Annotated in this window: 12 protein-coding genes; 11 read left to right on the top strand and 1 reads right to left on the bottom strand. The window is 65.1% G+C overall.

The genetic code is table 11. The features are described from left to right. Positions 1-222: 222 nt before the first annotated feature. A complete protein-coding gene (locus RBJ75_RS25830; RefSeq protein WP_201776314.1) occupies positions 223-1,491 on the top strand; it encodes an aminotransferase class I/II-fold pyridoxal phosphate-dependent enzyme in 1,269 nt (422 codons plus the stop codon). Between the two features lie 231 nt (positions 1,492-1,722). On the opposite strand, the gene RBJ75_RS25825 is transcribed toward RBJ75_RS25830, so the two are convergent. After that, a complete protein-coding gene (locus RBJ75_RS25825) occupies positions 1,723-3,339 on the bottom strand; it encodes an ABC transporter substrate-binding protein (RefSeq protein WP_044410959.1) in 1,617 nt (538 codons plus the stop codon). A gap of 232 nt (positions 3,340-3,571) precedes the next feature. On the opposite strand from RBJ75_RS25825, the gene RBJ75_RS25820 reads away from it, so the two are divergent. The 10 genes from RBJ75_RS25820 (at position 3,572) to RBJ75_RS25775 (ending at position 16,635) form a co-directional block, all read left to right on the top strand. Then, positions 3,572-4,702, top strand: coding sequence for a M20/M25/M40 family metallo-hydrolase (locus tag RBJ75_RS25820; RefSeq protein WP_276156782.1), 1,131 nt, complete (start codon positions 3,572-3,574; stop codon positions 4,700-4,702). A 162-nt stretch (positions 4,703-4,864) separates the two neighbouring features. Next, positions 4,865-5,806 (top strand): ABC transporter permease, encoded by a 942-nt coding sequence (locus RBJ75_RS25815; protein ID WP_044417759.1) that lies wholly within the window; start codon positions 4,865-4,867, stop codon positions 5,804-5,806. Positions 5,807-5,818: 12 nt separating this feature from the next. Continuing rightward, positions 5,819-6,709, top strand: coding sequence for an ABC transporter permease (locus RBJ75_RS25810; protein WP_044417757.1), 891 nt, complete (start codon positions 5,819-5,821; stop codon positions 6,707-6,709). A gap of 20 nt (positions 6,710-6,729) precedes the next feature. Beyond that, positions 6,730-8,385 (top strand): ABC transporter ATP-binding protein, encoded by a 1,656-nt coding sequence (locus RBJ75_RS25805; RefSeq protein ID WP_044417763.1) that lies wholly within the window; start codon positions 6,730-6,732, stop codon positions 8,383-8,385. Positions 8,386-8,595: 210 nt separating this feature from the next. Next, positions 8,596-10,089, top strand: a complete 1,494-nt coding sequence (locus RBJ75_RS25800) for a M81 family metallopeptidase (protein ID WP_276156781.1) — start codon at positions 8,596-8,598, stop codon at positions 10,087-10,089. A gap of 355 nt (positions 10,090-10,444) precedes the next feature. Continuing rightward, a complete protein-coding gene (locus RBJ75_RS25795; protein ID WP_080900840.1) occupies positions 10,445-11,476 on the top strand; it encodes an alpha/beta fold hydrolase in 1,032 nt (343 codons plus the stop codon). Between the two features lie 58 nt (positions 11,477-11,534). Continuing rightward, a complete protein-coding gene (locus tag RBJ75_RS25790; RefSeq protein WP_044405229.1) occupies positions 11,535-12,611 on the top strand; it encodes a hypothetical protein in 1,077 nt (358 codons plus the stop codon). Positions 12,612-12,700: 89 nt separating this feature from the next. Continuing rightward, positions 12,701-13,810 carry an ATPase associated with various cellular activities (AAA) gene (locus RBJ75_RS25785; RefSeq protein ID WP_044405232.1) on the top strand — a complete coding sequence of 370 codons (1,110 nt, stop codon included), beginning with the start codon at positions 12,701-12,703 and terminating at the stop codon, positions 13,808-13,810. After that, entirely contained in the window at positions 13,803-15,170 is a 1,368-nt protein-coding gene (locus RBJ75_RS25780; RefSeq protein WP_044405235.1) for a DUF2201 family putative metallopeptidase, read from the top strand. The genes RBJ75_RS25785 and RBJ75_RS25780 overlap by 8 nt, the downstream gene beginning before the upstream one ends. Positions 15,171-15,234: 64 nt before the next feature. Continuing rightward, a complete protein-coding gene (locus RBJ75_RS25775) occupies positions 15,235-16,635 on the top strand; it encodes a carotenoid oxygenase family protein (RefSeq protein ID WP_044405237.1) in 1,401 nt (466 codons plus the stop codon). Positions 16,636-16,785 lie beyond the last annotated feature (150 nt).

Here is a 16,785-nt window from a genome sequence, read left to right as displayed (position 1 = left end):
CGCGGCGCGGCCAAATTTCTCGCTAACCAAGTCACCAAATGGTTCCACAATGCGTGCTATTCGAACCTTGTTGTCTATCTCGTATTAATACTGATACCGCATGATCGCGTCGACCAACACTCACTTTCAACCAAGTCACAACTGACAGGAGTGATCATGCCAATGTCGTCGCGCCCTCCCATTCCGCCCGCCGCGCTCACAGGTAGCATGAGGGACTTCCGCATGCCCGGCGGCGCCGATCTGCTGGCGCGCACCGAGGGCTTTTTCAAGTGGCAGGATCTGCGGCGCCAGAATGGCCTTTGGCCGTTCTCCCGTTCCACGGAGGGTGGCGCAGGGGCTGTGTGCGAGGCCCAGGACGATCGTGGCAACAGGATGAGCGGCGTCAATTTCGCCTCACAGGACTATCTCAGCATGGCGTCGAACGCCGAGATCAAGGCGACGGCGCAGGACGTCATCGCGCGCTGTGGCGTGCACAGCGCCGGCTCGCCGGCGCTGGTCGGCAACACCACCTACTCGGTAGCACTCGAACGCAAGATCGCCGAATTCCTCAAGATGCAGGAAGTCGTGCTCTATCCGACCGGCTGGGCGGCTGGCTTCGGCGTCATCAAGGGACTGGTTCGCTCGGCGGATCATGTGGTGATGGACATGCTGTCGCATTCCTGTCTGCAGGAAGGCGCCCAAGCCGCGACCCACAACGTCCATCAGTTCCGGCATCTCGACAATGAGTACTGCCGCAAGATCCTCGCCAAGATCAGGGCCAAGGACACCGAGAACGGCATTTTGGTGATTACCGAGGGACTGTTCTCGATGGATTCCGACTCGCCGGATCTGGCCGGGCTACAGGCGCTGTGCCGCGAATATAACGCCACGCTGGTGGTCGACGTCGCCCACGATCTCGGCTGCCTCGGCGACGACGGCCGTGGCCAGCTCGGCATCCAGAACATGCTGGGCGACATCGACATCGTGATGGGCAGCTTCTCCAAGACATTCGCCTCCAATGGCGGCTTCGTGGCCTGCAACAGCCGCGCCGTGAAGGAATATCTGCGCTTCTACAGCGCGCCGGCGACGTTCTCCAACGCGCTGTCGCCGGTGCAGTCAGCGATCGTGCTGAAAGCGTTCGAGATCATCGACTCCGATCAAGGGCTGGCGCTGCGAAAGGCGCTGATGAGCAATGTCCTCAGCCTGCGCGGGCAATTGCACGAGGCCGGAATGGACTTTTACGGCGACCCGTCGGCGATCGTCTGCGTCAAGATGGGCAGCGAGGGCCTGGCCCGGCTGGTGAGCCGGCGTCTGCCCGACCTCGGCCTGGTCGCCAATCTGGTGGAATTCCCGGCGGTGCCCAAGGGCGCCGCGCGAATCCGGATGCAGGTGATGGCGGGACATTCCGAGGACAACATCGCCCGAGCGGTCGCGGTGCTGAAGGCCGCCAAGCAGGCCGCGACGGTCGAGTTCGAAACCGTCAAATCGGCCGATCTGCGCGCCGTCGCCTGAAGCAGATCGGCGCGATCGGCGCGATCGGCGATCCTGCGAATCAGAAGGCCGGCGTCTCGTTCCCGAGACGCCGACCTCTTGTTTGATTTGGACAGCCGTGCCGCAATGCGCCGTCGGCGAAAGCAGGATGACTAATCTTCGAATCGTCTCTTCGAATCGTCATCCCGCTCCAGCCTGTCATTTGAGCATGATCTTTTCCGAAAACCGCGATCCGGTTTTCGGGATCATGCTTTAGTCCTCCGACTTCTCCATGTTCCAGAACACCGGGGTCGCCGGACCGTCGAGCACGCCGGTGAGGGTCTTGCGCCACACCGCCGGAGCGGTGAAGGCACCGAGCGGCATGTAGGTCACCTGCTCATAAGCCCGGGCCTGGATATCGGTGGCGATCTTCTTCTGCGCGTCGGGTGCGGTCGCGCGCGCATATTGGTCGATCATCTCGTCCATCTTGGCATCGGTGGGCCAACCGAACCAACCGCCGCTCTTGCCCTTGCCGCTCAACATCACATTAGCGACCGGGTTCATGATGTCGGGCGCGACCCAGGTGGTGAAGAACAGGTTCCAACCGCCCTCGCTCGGCGGCTTCTGGCTGGCGCGGCGCGACACCACGGTCTGCCAGTCGGTGGCCTGCAGATCGACCTTGAAGCCCGCCTCGCGCAACAGCTGCGCGGCGACGACCGGCTGGGTCTTCAGCGCGGCGACGTCGGTCGGCGCCATCAGCACCACCGGGGTCCCGTCATAACCGGAGGCCGCGAGCTCCTTCTTGGCCTCGGCCATGTCGTCGCCCGTCAGCACGGGAGCAGAGCCGACATCGGTTTCCAGCGGCGTGCCGCAACCGAACATCGCGCCACACAGCTTGTAGTATTCGGGATTGCCGATCATCGCATCGAGAACCGGCTTCTGGTTCATCGCCAGCAGCGCGGCGCGGCGCACCTTGACGTTGTCAAAGGGAGGATAGAGAAAATTCATCCGCCCGATGGTCTGCGATCCGAGCTTGTTCAGAATCTCGATCTTCAACTCGGGATCCTGGGCGAGCACCGGCAACATGTCGTAGGACGGCACCTCGAGAAAATCGATATCGCCGGACTGCAGCGCATTGATCGCGGTCTGCGCGTCCGTCATCGTGATCCATTCGACGCGATCGACCTTGACGACCTTGCCGCCCGAGGTCCAATCCGGCGCCTCCTTGCGCGGCACGTAGTCGGTGTTCTTGACGTACACCGCTTTCACGCCGGGCTGGAATTCAGCCTGCACGAATTTGAACGGACCGGACCCGATCTGCTCCGGGATCGCCTTGTCGGCGGGTGTCTCGGCGATTCGCTTCGGATACATGAACGGCACCAGCGACGACGGCTTGCCGATCGATTCCAACACCAGCCCGTAGGGCTCCTTGAGTGTCAGCGTGATGGTCTTGGCGTCGGTCGCCACCAGGCTGGCGGTGACTGACATCAGCTTCTGGCCCATGCCGTCGCGCTGGCCCCAGCGCTGCAGCGAAGCGACGCAATCTTCCGCCGTCACCGGCTTGCCGTCGTGCCACTTCAATCCGTCGCGCAGCGTGAAGGTGTAAGTCAGCTTGTCGTCGGACACCTTCCAGTCCGCCATCTGCGGCTTCACTTCGAACTTGGAATTCATCGACAGCAGGGTGTCGTAGACCATGTAGCCATGGTCGCGGGTGATATATGCCGTGGTCAGGCCCGGATCGATGACACGCAGATTGGAATGCATCACCGCGTGAATGGTCTTGGCCTCAGCCATCGTCGCGGGCAAGGACAATGCCGCCGCGAGCGCCAATGCGGGCAAGCCGAATTTGGACGCGATTGTTGAACCGAGCCAACGTGAGTTGTGGAACATTCGTTTTTCTCCTGGCTGGAAACTGATCAACTGCCGGTCAATGGTTGTGCATCACGACAGAAGTTTAGGCGCTACAGTGTGATTAACACGCTGTAAGTCCTTGGTAATCGAGACTTGCATCTCGCGTAGCAGGCGTCAATCGTGTTTCCGCGTATCGGGTGCGTGGCGAGTTTCGCTTTACAAATCCCGTCGCAGTGAGTCTCGTAGTGCGATCACAAAAAAAGAGAGAGCAATGAATCCGACCAACCTCCCGTTCGATTCCGAAACTATGTTGCAGGGGCTGCGCACCTGGGTTGAATGCGAGAGCCCGACCTGGGACGCATCCGCGGTCGAACGCATGCTCGATCTGGCGGCGCGCGAAATGGCGATCATGGGCGCAACTATCGAGCGCATCGCCGGACGGCAAGGCTTCGCCGGTTGCGTCCGCGCCCGCTTCCCGCATCCGCGCCAGGGCGAGCCGGGGATTCTGATCGCCGGCCATCTCGACACCGTGCATCCGATCGGCACGCTGCAAAAGCTGCCCTTTCGCCGCGACGGCGACAAATGCTACGGCCCCGGCATCTTCGACATGAAGGGCGGCAACTACCTGTCTCTCGAAGCGATTCGGCAATTGGCGCGGGCGTCGTTCACCACGCCGCTGCCGATCACCGTGCTGTTCACGCCGGACGAGGAAGTCGGCACGCCGAGCGTGCGCGATGTCGTCGAAGCCGAGGCCGCGCGCAACAAATACGTGCTGGTGCCGGAGCCGGGCCGGCCCAATAACGGCGTCGTCACCGGCCGCTACGCCATCGCGCGATTCAATCTGGAGGCGATCGGAAAACCCAGCCACGCCGGCGCCACGCTGTCGTCGGGCCGCTCCGCGATCCGCGAGATGGCGCGGCAGATCATCGCGATCGACGCCTTGACGACGGAGGATTGCACCTTCAGCGTCGGCATCGTCCATGGCGGGCAATGGGTCAATTGCGTCGCCACCACTTGCACCGGAGAAGCCCTGAGCATGGCCAAGCGCCAGGCCGATCTCGACCGCGGGGTGGAGCGCATGCTGGCCTTGTCGGGCACATCGAATGACGTGACCTTCCAGGTGACGCGGGGCGTCACCCGTCCGGTCTGGGAGCCCGACGCCGGCACCATGGCTCTGTATGAAAAGGCCCGCGGCGTGGCGCAGCAGATGGGACTTGAGTTGCCGCATGTCAGCGCCGGCGGCGGCTCCGACGGCAATTTCACCGGCGCGATGGGAATTCCCACGCTGGACGGTCTGGGCGTGCGCGGTGCCGACGCCCACACCTTGAATGAGCACATCGAGGTCGCCAGCCTGGTCGAGCGCGGACGCCTGATGGCCGGATTGCTGGCGACGCTGGAATGAGGCGGCGAATCTCATTCGGCGCGGCCAAGGGCGCCGCTCTGGTACCAAGGTTGGGACTCGTCTGGTCCCAACGGCACAGCGCAACGCTGCCGGCGTGGCATAGGATTTGCTGAGTTCACAACGCGTTCGTCAATTTACTGAAGATCAAGGAACCGCGATCCGATGCTTGGATATCTCATCCGCCGCGTGCTGGCCGCCATTCCTGTCATGGGCGTGGTCGCGCTGTTCGTGTTTCTGTTGCTGCGGCTCACGCCCGGCGATCCCGCCGCGATCATCGCCGGCGACATGGCGACGCCCGAACAGCTCGACCGCATCCGCACCACGCTCGGGCTCAACGAACCGCTTTACACGCAGTTCTTCACCTGGATCGGGCGGCTGCTGCACGGCGACCTCGGCATCTCGCTGATCTCGCAGGTTCCGGTGCTGCAGATGATCAGCCGGCGTATCGAGCCGACCGTCGCCGTGGCGCTGTCGACCATCATCCTTGCGGTGGTCGTCGCGGTGCCGCTCGGCGTGATCGCGGCCTGGAAGCACGGCACCTGGATCGACCGCTTCGTGATGGCGCTGTCGGTGATCGGCTTCTCGGTGCCGGTGTTCGTGATCGGCTATGTGCTGATCCAGATTTTCGGCATCGAGCTGCGCTGGTTGCCGGTGCAGGGCTATCGCAAATTCGCCGCCGGCTTCGGCCCGTTCTTCGAACGGCTGATCCTGCCGACGTTGACGCTGTCGTTCATCTATATCGCGCTGATCGCCCGAATGACCCGCGCGGCGATGCTCGACGTGCTCGGCGAGGATTACGTCCGCACCGCGCGCGCCAAGGGCATCGCCGAAAGCGGCGTGCTGCTGCGCCACGCGCTGCGCAACGCCGCCGTGCCGGTCATCACCGTGATCGGCACCGGCTTCGCGCTGCTGATCTCCGGCGTCGTCGTTACCGAAAGCGTCTTCAATCTGCCGGGCATCGGCCGGCTCACCGTGGACGCCGTGCTGGCGCGCGACTATCCGGTGATCCAGGCGATGATCCTGCTGACCTCGGGCATCTATGTGGCAGTGAATCTGCTGATCGACGTCGCCTATACCCTGCTCGACCCTCGAATCCGTTACTAAGGTGAAAAGCTGATGGCGATCGACACCCATACCGAGCCCGTAATCCCGGTCGCCGCATCGCCGCGCGCGGGGCTCGGATTTCTCACCGCGACGCCGATCATCGCCGCCGCCACCATCTGCCTCACGCTGATCGTGGCATCGGCAATTTTCGCGCCGCTGATCGCACCACACGATCCGATGCTGCTGGTGCCGTCGCAACGGCTGAAGCCGGCCAGCGCGGAATTCCTGCTCGGCACCGATGCCTATGGCCGCGACGTGCTGTCCCGCGTGCTCTATGGCGGACGGATTTCGCTGCTGATCGGGCTCGGCGCCGCGGTCGCCAGCATCGCCATCGGCCTCGTCATCGGCCTGATCTCCGGCTTCTTCAAATGGGTCGACGCGGTGCTGATGCGGGTGATGGACGGGCTGATGGCGATCCCCAGCATCCTGCTGGCGATCGCGGTGGTGTCGCTGTCGGGCGCCAGCCTGACCACGGTGATGATCGCCATCACCATTCCGGAAATCCCCAGAGTCGCCCGTCTGGTTCGCTCGGTGGTGCTGAGCGCGCGCGAGGAGCCCTATGTCGAGGCCGCGATCTCGGTCGGCTCCAGCCTGCCGAAAATCCTGTGGCGGCACCTGATGCCCAACACCGTGGCGCCGCTGATCGTGCAGGGCACCTATATCTGCGCGGCGGCGATTCTCACCGAGGCGATCCTGTCGTTCCTCGGCACCGGCATCAGCCCGGAAACGCCGACCTGGGGCAACATCATGGCCGAGGGACGCTCCTATTTTCAACTCAAGCCGTCGCTGATCTTCTGGCCCGGGCTGTTGCTCTCGCTGGCGATCCTCAGCGTCAATCTGATCGGCGACGCCGCGCGCGACGCGCTCGATCCGCGGATGAAGCAGCGGGAGGGCGCCAAGTGACAAACGGGATGACAAGCAACGTGACGGGCAATGTTCTCGACATCAAAAATCTTGTGGTCGAACTCGGCAGGAACGCCGGCGGTCAACGGGTGATCGACGGCATCTCGCTCGGTGTCCGCGCCGGCGAGACGCTGTGCGTGGTCGGCGAGAGCGGCTCCGGCAAGTCGGTGACCTCGCTGGCGGTGATGGGCCTATTGCCGAAGGGCGCGCTGCGAGTCGCCGGCGGCAGCATCACGCTCGCCGGCGAGGACGTGCTGGGGGCCAGCGATCGCCGGCTGCGGCAGTTGCGCGCCACCACCATGGCGATGATCTTCCAGGAGCCGATGACCGCGCTCAATCCGGTGGTGACGGTCGGCCGCCAGATCGACGAAGTGCTGCGCGTTCACACCGATCTCGACCCCCGCACCAGGCGTCGGCGCATTCTGACGATGATGGAGCAGGTCCACCTGCCCGATGTCGAGCGGATCTTTTCGTCCTATCCGCATCGGCTCTCGGGCGGCCAGCGCCAGCGCATCATGATCGCGATGGCGCTGGTGCTGGAGCCGAAGCTCTTGATCGCCGACGAGCCGACCACGGCGCTCGACGTCACCACGCAAAAGCAGATCCTGGCGCTGATCCGCGAATTGCAGCAGGAGCACGGCACCGCGGTGCTGTTCATCACCCATGACATGGGCGTGGTCGCCGAGATCGCCGATCGCGTCGCGGTGATGCGGCAGGGCCGGCTGGTCGAAACCGGCGCGCTCGACGACATCCTGCGTAAGCCGACGATGGACTACACCCGCAACCTGCTCGCGGCGGTGCCGAGCCTGGTGCCGCGCGCGCCGCGCACCGACGCGAAGCTGCCGGTGGTGCTGGAGGCCAACGAGCTCGGCAAGATCTATCGCGAACGGGCGATGTTCGGCCGCGGCCGCGAAGTCGTCGCCGCCCAGGAGGTGACGTTGACGCTGCGCAAGGGCCGCACGCTGGGCATCGTCGGCGAAAGCGGCTCGGGCAAATCCACCGTGGCGCGCTGCATCGTGCGGCTGATCGACCCGACCTCTGGCGGCATCCGCCTGATGGGCCGGGAGATCTCCGAATTGTCGCGCCGGCTGCTGCAGCCGCACCGCAAGCGGATCCAGATCATCTTCCAGGATCCCTATCGCTCGCTCAATCCGCGGATCAACATCGGCGAGACCATCGCCGAGGGCCCAATCAATTACGGCATGTCGCGTGAGGAGGCGCTGGCCAAGGCCCGCGACCTGCTCGAACTGGTCGGCCTGCCGGCCGACGCGATCTCGCGCTTCCCGCATCAATTCTCCGGCGGCCAGCGCCAGCGCATCGCCATCGCCCGCGCGCTGGCCCTCGATCCCGACGTGCTGGTGGCCGACGAGGCGGTGTCCGCGCTCGACGTCTCGGTGCAGGCGCAGGTGCTCGAACTGCTCGACGAGATCCAGACCCGGCTCGGCATCGCGCTGTTGTTCATCACCCATGATCTGCGCGTCGCGGCGCAGATCTGCGACGACGTCGCGGTGATGCAGCATGGCCGCATCGTCGAACAGGGCCCCGCCGCCGACGTCCTCACCAATCCGAAAAAGGCCTATACGCGCCAGTTGCTCGAAGCTGCCCCCGGGCGCAACTGGGATTTTGCAAACTTCCGACCGATCCATGCGGCCGCGCAGGCGACGTTGGCGACTTGACCGCTCGAACCAACCATCGCTTGTCATTCCGGGGCGCGAGCAGCGATAGCTGCGAGCGAGCCCGGAATCCATATTCGCTGGCCTGCGTGTAGGCCGCCGCCTCAACCCTTGTGGCCAAGACGAGATGCTGCGGAGTATGGATTCCGGGCTCGCTCGCGTTGCTCGCGCCCCGGAATGACGAACGGAAAACATCAACATGAGATCACCATCATGACCCGCATCGCCGTCGGCGGCTTCCTGCACGAGACCAACACCTTCGCACCCACCAAGGCGACCTGGGACGATTTCGTCCATGGCGGTGGCTGGCCGGGGATGACGCAGGGCCCCGACATGCTCACCGTGATGCGCGGCATCAATGTCGGGCTGGCCGGCTTTGTCGAGGACGCCGAAGCGCGCGGCTGGGACTTGATCCCAACCATCGCCTGCGGCGCCAGCCCCTCCGCCCATGTCACCAAGGACGCCTTCGAGCGCATCACCAAGGTCATGGTCGATGGCATCAAGGCGGCGCTGCCGCTCGACGCGGTCTATCTCGACCTGCACGGCGCCATGGTCACCGAACATCTCGACGACGGCGAAGGCGAGATCCTGGCGCGGGTCCGCGCCGTCATCGGCCCTGACATGCCGCTGGTGGTCAGCCTCGATCTGCACGCCAATGTGACGCCGCAAATGGTGCAGCACGCCGACGCGCTGATCGCCTACCGCACCTATCCGCATGTCGACATGGCCGACACCGGCCGCGCCGCCGCCCGGCATCTGGCCCTGCTGCTGCAATCCGGCGAGCGCTTCGCCAAGGCGTTCCGGCAATTGCCGTTCCTGATTCCGATCAGCTGGATGTGCACCTTCGACCAGCCCTGCCAGGGCATCTACGACAAGATGGCGGCGCTGGAGAGCGACGCGGTGCCGACGCTGTCCTTCGCGCCGGGCTTTCCGGCCGCCGACTTTCCCGATTGCGGTCCCGCGGTGTTCGCCTATGGTCGCACCCAGGCCGACGCCGACGCCGCGGCCGATCGCGTCGCCGCGCTGGTGATCAGCCACGAAGACGATTTCGACGGCCGGATCTACACTCCGGATGACGGCGTGCGTCACGCCATGGCGTTGGCGACGACCGCGACCAGGCCGATCGTGATCGCCGACACCCAGGACAATCCCGGGGCCGGCGGCGATTCCGACACCACCGGGATGCTGCGGGCGCTGGTGCGCAACAATGCGCAGCGCGCCGCGATCGGCGCGATCTATGATCCGGCCTCGGCCGCGGCCGCGCATGCGGCCGGACTCGGCGCCACCGTTGCGCTCGCGCTCGGCGGCAAGTCCGGCATCAAGGGCGACGCGCCCTATGAGGAATCCTTCGTGGTCGAGGCGCTGTCCGACGGCCGCTTCGTCGCCAATGGTCCGTATTATGGCGGCCGCGACATGGAGATGGGGCCGTCGGCCTGCCTGCGGATCGGCGATGTCCGCGTTGTCGTGGCGTCGCACAAGGCGCAGCTCGCCGACCAGGCGATGTACCGCTTTGTCGGCATCGAGCCGACCGAACAAGCGATCCTGGTCAATAAGAGCTCGGTGCATTTCCGCGCCGACTTCCAGCCGATCGCCGAGACGCTGCTGATCTGCGCGGCGCCCGGCGCGATGCCCGCCGACACCGCCGCGCTGCCCTGGACCAGGCTGCGCCGCGGCATGCGAATCAGGCCCAACGGCCCGGCGTTCTAACTTTTCAGACGATTTATCCACACCTCGCAATCGCACGGGGCGCGGCCGCGGCGTCAACGCCGCCACGGCGCTTGACGTCAATCGCGCTCATTTTCGCCCGCGCCGCGCCCGCCACGCGCGCGATTGATCGGCTTTGGCCCGCCGATACGGTGGCCGGTAACCGTTGCCTCGCCGCAAAACATCCTGGACGCCGCGCACGCGCTAACTAAGCGTATCTAGCTACCAGCGAAGTTCGAAACTGACGTCAAGTAATCGCGACGCCCGCCACGCTCCGAGCCGGCGGAACCTTACGGAACCATCTGAGATCGCTGACATTTGATTACCTAGTCAGATCACACTTGGAGGAGGTTAAGCGATGACGGATTCGGCAGATCGGATAATTGACCGATCGATCATTTCTCACGGAGGCGATGTGCGACCAGGACTGGCGAATCCGCTGCACGGATCGAGAACGGACATCGCCAGCACGGCCGGCCGAATCGCGACCTATACGTCGGGCACCGCGACCGCTGAAGGCCCCGCAAATCCGCTGCTGCTAATCCACAGCATCAATGCGGTGGGGTCGGCGTTCGAGGTCAAGCCGCTCTACGATCACTATGCTGACAAGCGCCCGGTCCATGCGCTCGATCTGCCGGGCTTCGGCCAATCCGACCGCCACGATCGCGAATACACCGCGCGGATGATGACCGACGCGGTGCACGCCACCGTCGCCAAGCTGCAAGAGGCCAATGGCGGCCAGCCGGTCGACGCCGTGGCGCTGTCGCTGTCGTGCGAATTTATCGCCCGCGCCGCGATGGAAAATCCGGCGGCGTTTCGGTCGCTTGCCCTGATCAGTCCCACCGGATTCGAAGGCAAGGCGCGCGACGCCAGCGTGCCCGGCAATCGCGGCAAGCCGTGGCTGCTCAACGCGCTGAACTGGTCGGTGTGGGACCGCGGCATCTTCCGGCTGCTGACGATGCGTCCGGTGATCCGCAAATTCCTCGAGAAGGCCTGGGGCTCGAAGAACATCGACGAAGCCCTGCTCGCCTATGACTACGAGACCGGCCAACAGCCCGGCGCGCGTCACGCCCCGTATTACTTCGTGGCCGGCTATCTGTTCAGCACCGACGCGCTTCGCGTCTACGAGTCGTTGCAGCTGCCGGTGTGGATGGCGCATGGCGTGCGCGGCGATTTCGTCGACTACCATCACAAAGACCGGGTGGCGAATCGCGCCAATTGGCACATAGAGCAATTCGAAACAGGTGCGTTCCCACACTTTGAGGTACTCGATCAAGTGACACGCTCATACGACTCGTTCCTGGGCGCCCTGACGACGATGGCCGATACATCTGCCGCATCGCACGCGGCTGCTGCACCCGGGCCCGAAAGAAAGCTTAAGATGATTTGATCGATCGGGCCGGCCGGAGATACAACTCAGGCGGTCTTTTGGAATTCGGTGAACAGGAATGACTTATGCAAATTTGTTGACGGGAGCGGCGGGGCGTATCGACAAGCCCGCCCATCCTCTCACCCATCACGACATTCTCCGATTGATCGAACCCTTCACGCGGCGGGATCGCCATGTCGATCTCGCCGCGAGCGATCGCACCAAGCGATGCCTGGTGTTCAAGCCGATCGAACACAGCTGGCAGACCGCCGACCAGATCGACGCCCACGAGATTTTGCGACTCGAACATATCCGGCCCGATCTGTACCGGCTGACCCGGACGCTGACGCTGAATTGCGGCCTCGACGCCACCCTGCAAACCGAGGGCGCTGATCCCGGCGAATTGCTGGAGCGAATCGAATCGGTGCCGCCGCAACGGCAGTTCCGAACGGCGGCCAATACCACCATCGCGCAGAGTTATCGGTTGCTGCCGACCAGCGGCCACGGCACCTATGATCGGCCGGCGGTGCAGATGCAGCTGACCCGGGCAGAGGCGGCCGTGACAGGGCTGAACGTGATCGTTCACGCGGCGAATGTGAAAGGCTATCCCGCCGATATCGATCTGATCCCGAACAGCGCCGACGTCGTGCTGCCGGAAGACCTGCTCGCGGTGATGGGCTGGGCCTGGGGACCGCTGCACAAAAGCCCGGTGGGATGGAGCGGCAAGCTGCGGGTGCGCGGCGGCGAGCCGGATGTCAGTCGCAAGATCGAAGCCAGGCTGGACCCTATGATCGCGCATCTGACCCAGACCCTGGCGAAGCCGCCGCATCTGTTCCACGAGAAGCTGCGGCGGGCGCGCTGGGCGGTGGTGTTTCGCCGCGCGTCGCCGCTGTTGTTCTTCGCCGTGCTGATCGCCGGGGCCGGCGCGCTGACCCAGGTGGAGATCCCCAGCGGCTCGATCCTCAATCTGCTGATCATGGGCGCGCCGCCGCTGCTGATGTTCGGCGCGTTCGGGATGCGCGATACGCCGCGACTGGAAGTGCCGCCATTGCCCCGGCGTTCCAAGGTCGGCAAGTGGCCGCAGCTGGCCGCGGTGCCGCTGATCGCGGCGCGCGACGTTTCATCCGACCGGAGCACGCTTTTCCGGCCGGAATGACAACCGGAATACAAGACGAACACCAATAGCAGACGACAAACACAGAACAGCACAGAGAACGCCATCAGACGAAAGAAGTGTGAGGCTCCATGCACGGCAACCCGATGAACATTCCGCCGGTCTCCATCGCCGCGGCCAAGGCCGCATTGATCGAGCAATATTCGGACCCGACGCTGCGGCGTCGCGCCTCGATGCTGTGGGGCACGCGCGGGGTCGGCAAGTCCTCGATCGTGCGCCAGGTCGCCGGGCATTTCGACATCCCGCTGGTCGACCTGCGGCTGACCACGATCGAGCCGGTCGATATCAGGGGCGCGATCTATGCCGACGAGGCGCTTGCCAAGACCGTGTGGTTTCCGCCGGAATTTCTTCCGACGCCGGACCAGTCCGAGGGTCTGCTGTTTCTCGACGAACTCACCGCCGCCGATCAGCGGCTGCAGATCTCGGCCTATTCGCTGATCCTGGATCGCCGCGTCGGCAATTATCACCTGCCCGATGGCTGGCAGGTGGTGGCCGCCGGCAATGCCAGTTTCCATGGCGCGATCAGCCACGACATGGGCACGGCGCTGGCCGACCGCATGTTCCACTTCAATGTGCAGACCGTGATCGACGCCTTTCTGGCGCATGCGATCGCCGCCGATTTTGCCCCCGAGGTGATGGCCTATCTGAAGATCCGGCCGGACAAGCTCGACGATACCCAGGCGCAGCTCGCCGGCGACCATCTGATCGGCTCGAGCCCGCGCGGCTGGGAGGATATCTCCAACGTGCTGAAGTCCGGCCTGTCGGAGGCCGCCAAGAAGCTGTTCGTGCAGGGCCGCATCGGCGCCGCCAATGCCGCGGAGTTCTTCGGCGTGCTGCGCGAGATCCAGGCCGGGACCGACGTGGTGCGGCTGCTGGCGGCGCGTCCGGGGCCGGACACCGCGGCGCTGCTGCCGAAGACGCTGGACGGCCTTTACGGCATGATCTACGGCCTGCTCGCCGCCAGCCAGGATGCCGCCGCGCTGGCGCGCGCGATGGAGATCATCGAGCAATTGCCCGACATCCGCGGCACCATGCCGTTGCCGATCCGCGAAGCCCAGACCCTGGCAATGGAGCTGTTCATGCAGCGCGGGCTCGACAACGGGCTCGAGGCCGCGATCCTCGACAGCCCGGCCTATCATCGCTACGGCGAACGCCGCCAGCTGGAAAGCCAGCATGCTTGATACCACCGCGCTGTATAGCCATCGCGGGACCCGCGCGATCCAGCGCATGGTGGAATATGCGCCCTCCACCGGCGGGCTGGCGCTGTGGGTCCGGCACCAGGATCTGGCCGCCGACGCCGAGGCGCCGGTGGTGATGACCGACGGCCATACGGTGTTTTACGGCGCGGCGTTCGAGGCCCTGCCGCTGCCCGAGCAGGTCGGCGTGGTGGCGCATGAGGTGTTGCACATCGCGCTGCGCCATCCGCAGCGCTTCGTCGATCTGCAGCGCGTGCTCGGCGACGTCGACCTGCAACTGTTCAACATCTGCGCCGACGCCATCGTCAACTCGACCCTGGCGCATCTGAGCTGGCTGACGCTGCCGTCGGGTTCGGTGTTTCTCGAACAGATCCTCGCCAAGGCGCTGCAGCGCAAGCAGGACGCCGAGGTGGCGTTGCTGGAATGGGACGTCGAGCGGCTGTATCGCAGCATCGACGATCGCCGGATGCAGCAGCAAAGCAGCAAGCAGCAAAGCGGCAACAAATCGGATTCAGGCGGCAAGGCCAGCAATCCGGGCGCCGGCGGCCAGGATCAGCCGGAATCGGCCGGCGAGCAGCAGCGCGCCGACGCCCGTGACGACGGGCCGAAATCCGCCAAGGTACGCGACCTCGGCAAGGACGGTGCGATCGATCTGGTGCCCAGCCCGGAAGCGCAGGGCGCGCCGGAAGCCGAGGCCGAACAGGCCCGCGAATGGAGCGAACGGCTGATGCGCGGCCACGCCGGCGACGGCGCGTTCTCGATGCTGCGGGCGCTGATCGCCGATCTGCCGCAAAGCCGCACGCCATGGAGCCATGTGTTGCGGGTGCAGCTGGCGCGGGGCCTGGCGCGCAAGCCGTCGATCTCCTGGTCGCGGCCGACCCGCTCCTACATCGCCAATCAGGGACGCAGCGGCAACCATCGGATGCCGTTCGAGCCCGGCACCAGCCCGACCAAGATCTCGCCGCGGCTGGCGCTGATCATCGACGTCTCCGGCTCGATCGACGACAATCTGATGGAGCGCTTCGCCGTCGAGATCGAATCGATCACACGGCGTCAGGAGGCCGGCCTGGTGCTGATCATCGGCGACGAGCGGGTGCGCAAGGTCGAGATCTTCGAGCCCGGCGACCCGATCGACCTTGGCGCGATGGCGTTTTCCGGCGGCGGCGGCACCGATTTCACGCCGTTGCTGGCGGAGGCCGAGCGGCACCATCCGGACATCTGCGTGGTGCTGACCGACCTCGAAGGCCCGGCGAATGTCCGCCCGCGCTGGCCGGTGATCTGGGCCGTTCCCGATATTAGTTCGGCGGCGGTGCCGCCATTCGGGCGCAAGCTGACAATCAATTGAGCGATCCCGCGGCCCGCCCGCGATCAAGGAGACGCAGTCGAGCATAGGCATTCGGGAGGTTGACATGCTGCACGTGATGGGAATTCCGGATGCGATCAGCAATCTGGCGCCGATTCCGATGGAGTGCGACGCGCCGCATCTGGTGGTCCGCGGCGAGCTGCCGCGCGACCTCAACGGCACGCTGTATCGCAACGGCGCCAATCCGCAATTCGCCACGCCCGACGCGCATTGGTTCTTCGGCGACGGCATGCTGCACGCGTTCCGGCTCGCCAATGGCCGCGCCAGCTATCGCAACCGCTGGATCCGCACCCCGAAATGGATCGCCGAGCACGAAGCCGGCCGGCCGCTCTATGGCAGTTTCAATCGCCGGCTGGCGGACGCGCCGTCGACCGCACCGGTCGATGGCGGCGTCGCCAATACCAATATCGTGTTTCACGCCGGCAAACTGCTGGCGCTGGAAGAGGCCCATTTGCCGACCGAGATTGAGCCAGGGAGTCTCGCGACGCGCGGCTATTGCGATTTTGGCCAGGCCATTTCCGGCCCGTTCACCGCGCATCCCAAGATCGATCCGGCGACCGGCGAGATGCTGTTCTTCGGTTACAACGCCAAGGGGCCGATGACGCGGGCGATGTCCTTTGGCAGCGTCGATGTATCCGGCAAGGTGACCCGGTTCGAGCGCTTCAAGGCACCCTATGCCAGCATGGTGCACGACTTCGCCGTCACCGAGCGGCACATCCTGTTTCCGATCCTGCCGCTGACCGGCAGCATCTGGCGGGCCTTGCGCGGCAAGCCGCCTTACGCGTGGGATCCGGCCAAGGGCTCCTATGTGGGGGTGATGAAGCGCGGCGGCCGGGCCGGTGATATCCAGTGGTTTCGCGGCGAAGCCTGTTTCGTGTTTCACGTCATGAACGCCTGGGACGACGGCGATTGGGTCTTCGCCGACGTGATGCAGTCCGAGGCGGCGCCGCTGTTTCCGCATCCCGACGGACGACGTACCGACCCGGAGAAATCCCGCGCCCGGCTGTGCCGCTGGGGCTTCAATCTCGCCGGCAATTCCGATCACTTCACCCGGACCTATCTGGACGAAATCAGCGGCGAATTTCCGCGCATCGACGAGCGCCGCGCCGGCCTGCGCAGCGGCCACGGCTGGTACGCCTGCGCCGATCCATCATTGCCGCTTGGGGCGTTGTGCGGTCTGGTCCATGTCGACGGCGCCGGCGCCCGGCGCGCGCAATATCAGCTGCCGCGCGGCGACACCGTCGGCGAACCGGTGTTCGTCCCGCGCCATAAGGATGCCGCCGAGGGCGACGGCTGGCTGCTGGCGGTGATCTGGCGCGGCAGCGAGAACCGCAGCGATCTGGCGGTGTTCGAAGCCAGCGACATCGCCGCCGGCCCGGTGGCATTGGTCCAGCTCGGCCACCGCATGCCGAACGGCTTCCACGGCAATTGGGTGCCGGACGCCTGACTGGCTGACTCAAAGCGATCGGTCGAAGCAGTTCGTTGAGGTGGTGATTGCGAGAGCGGTTGCGACGAAGCAAGCCAGTCCTTGCTCGCGGCCCTGGATTGCTTCGCTGTCGGGCGGCGCGATGCGCCGCCCTTGGCTCGCAATGACGAC

The sequence above is a fragment of the Rhodopseudomonas sp. BAL398 genome, from assembly GCF_033001325.1.
In the GTDB taxonomy this organism is placed as follows: domain Bacteria; phylum Pseudomonadota; class Alphaproteobacteria; order Rhizobiales; family Xanthobacteraceae; genus JARJEH01.
This window is presented reverse-complemented; position numbering and strand designations above follow the sequence as displayed.

What these genes read in the sequence shown, in the direction of transcription:
- RBJ75_RS25785 (WP_044405232.1), top strand. Translation starts at nt 12,701, where the DNA reads ATGCACGGCAACCCGATGAACATTCCGCCGGTCTCCATCGCCGCGGCC.
- RBJ75_RS25830 (WP_201776314.1), top strand. Translation starts at nt 223, where the DNA reads ATGCCCGGCGGCGCCGATCTGCTGGCGCGCACCGAGGGCTTTTTCAAG.
- RBJ75_RS25795 (WP_080900840.1), top strand. Translation starts at nt 10,445, where the DNA reads ATGACGGATTCGGCAGATCGGATAATTGACCGATCGATCATTTCTCAC.
- RBJ75_RS25790 (WP_044405229.1), top strand. Translation starts at nt 11,535, where the DNA reads ATGACTTATGCAAATTTGTTGACGGGAGCGGCGGGGCGTATCGACAAG.
- RBJ75_RS25800 (WP_276156781.1), top strand. Translation starts at nt 8,596, where the DNA reads ATGACCCGCATCGCCGTCGGCGGCTTCCTGCACGAGACCAACACCTTC.
- RBJ75_RS25815 (WP_044417759.1), top strand. Translation starts at nt 4,865, where the DNA reads ATGCTTGGATATCTCATCCGCCGCGTGCTGGCCGCCATTCCTGTCATG.
- RBJ75_RS25820 (WP_276156782.1), top strand. Translation starts at nt 3,572, where the DNA reads ATGAATCCGACCAACCTCCCGTTCGATTCCGAAACTATGTTGCAGGGG.
- RBJ75_RS25780 (WP_044405235.1), top strand. Translation starts at nt 13,803, where the DNA reads ATGCTTGATACCACCGCGCTGTATAGCCATCGCGGGACCCGCGCGATC.
- RBJ75_RS25825 (WP_044410959.1), bottom strand. Translation starts at nt 3,339, where the DNA reads ATGTTCCACAACTCACGTTGGCTCGGTTCAACAATCGCGTCCAAATTC.
- RBJ75_RS25775 (WP_044405237.1), top strand. Translation starts at nt 15,235, where the DNA reads ATGCTGCACGTGATGGGAATTCCGGATGCGATCAGCAATCTGGCGCCG.
- RBJ75_RS25810 (WP_044417757.1), top strand. Translation starts at nt 5,819, where the DNA reads ATGGCGATCGACACCCATACCGAGCCCGTAATCCCGGTCGCCGCATCG.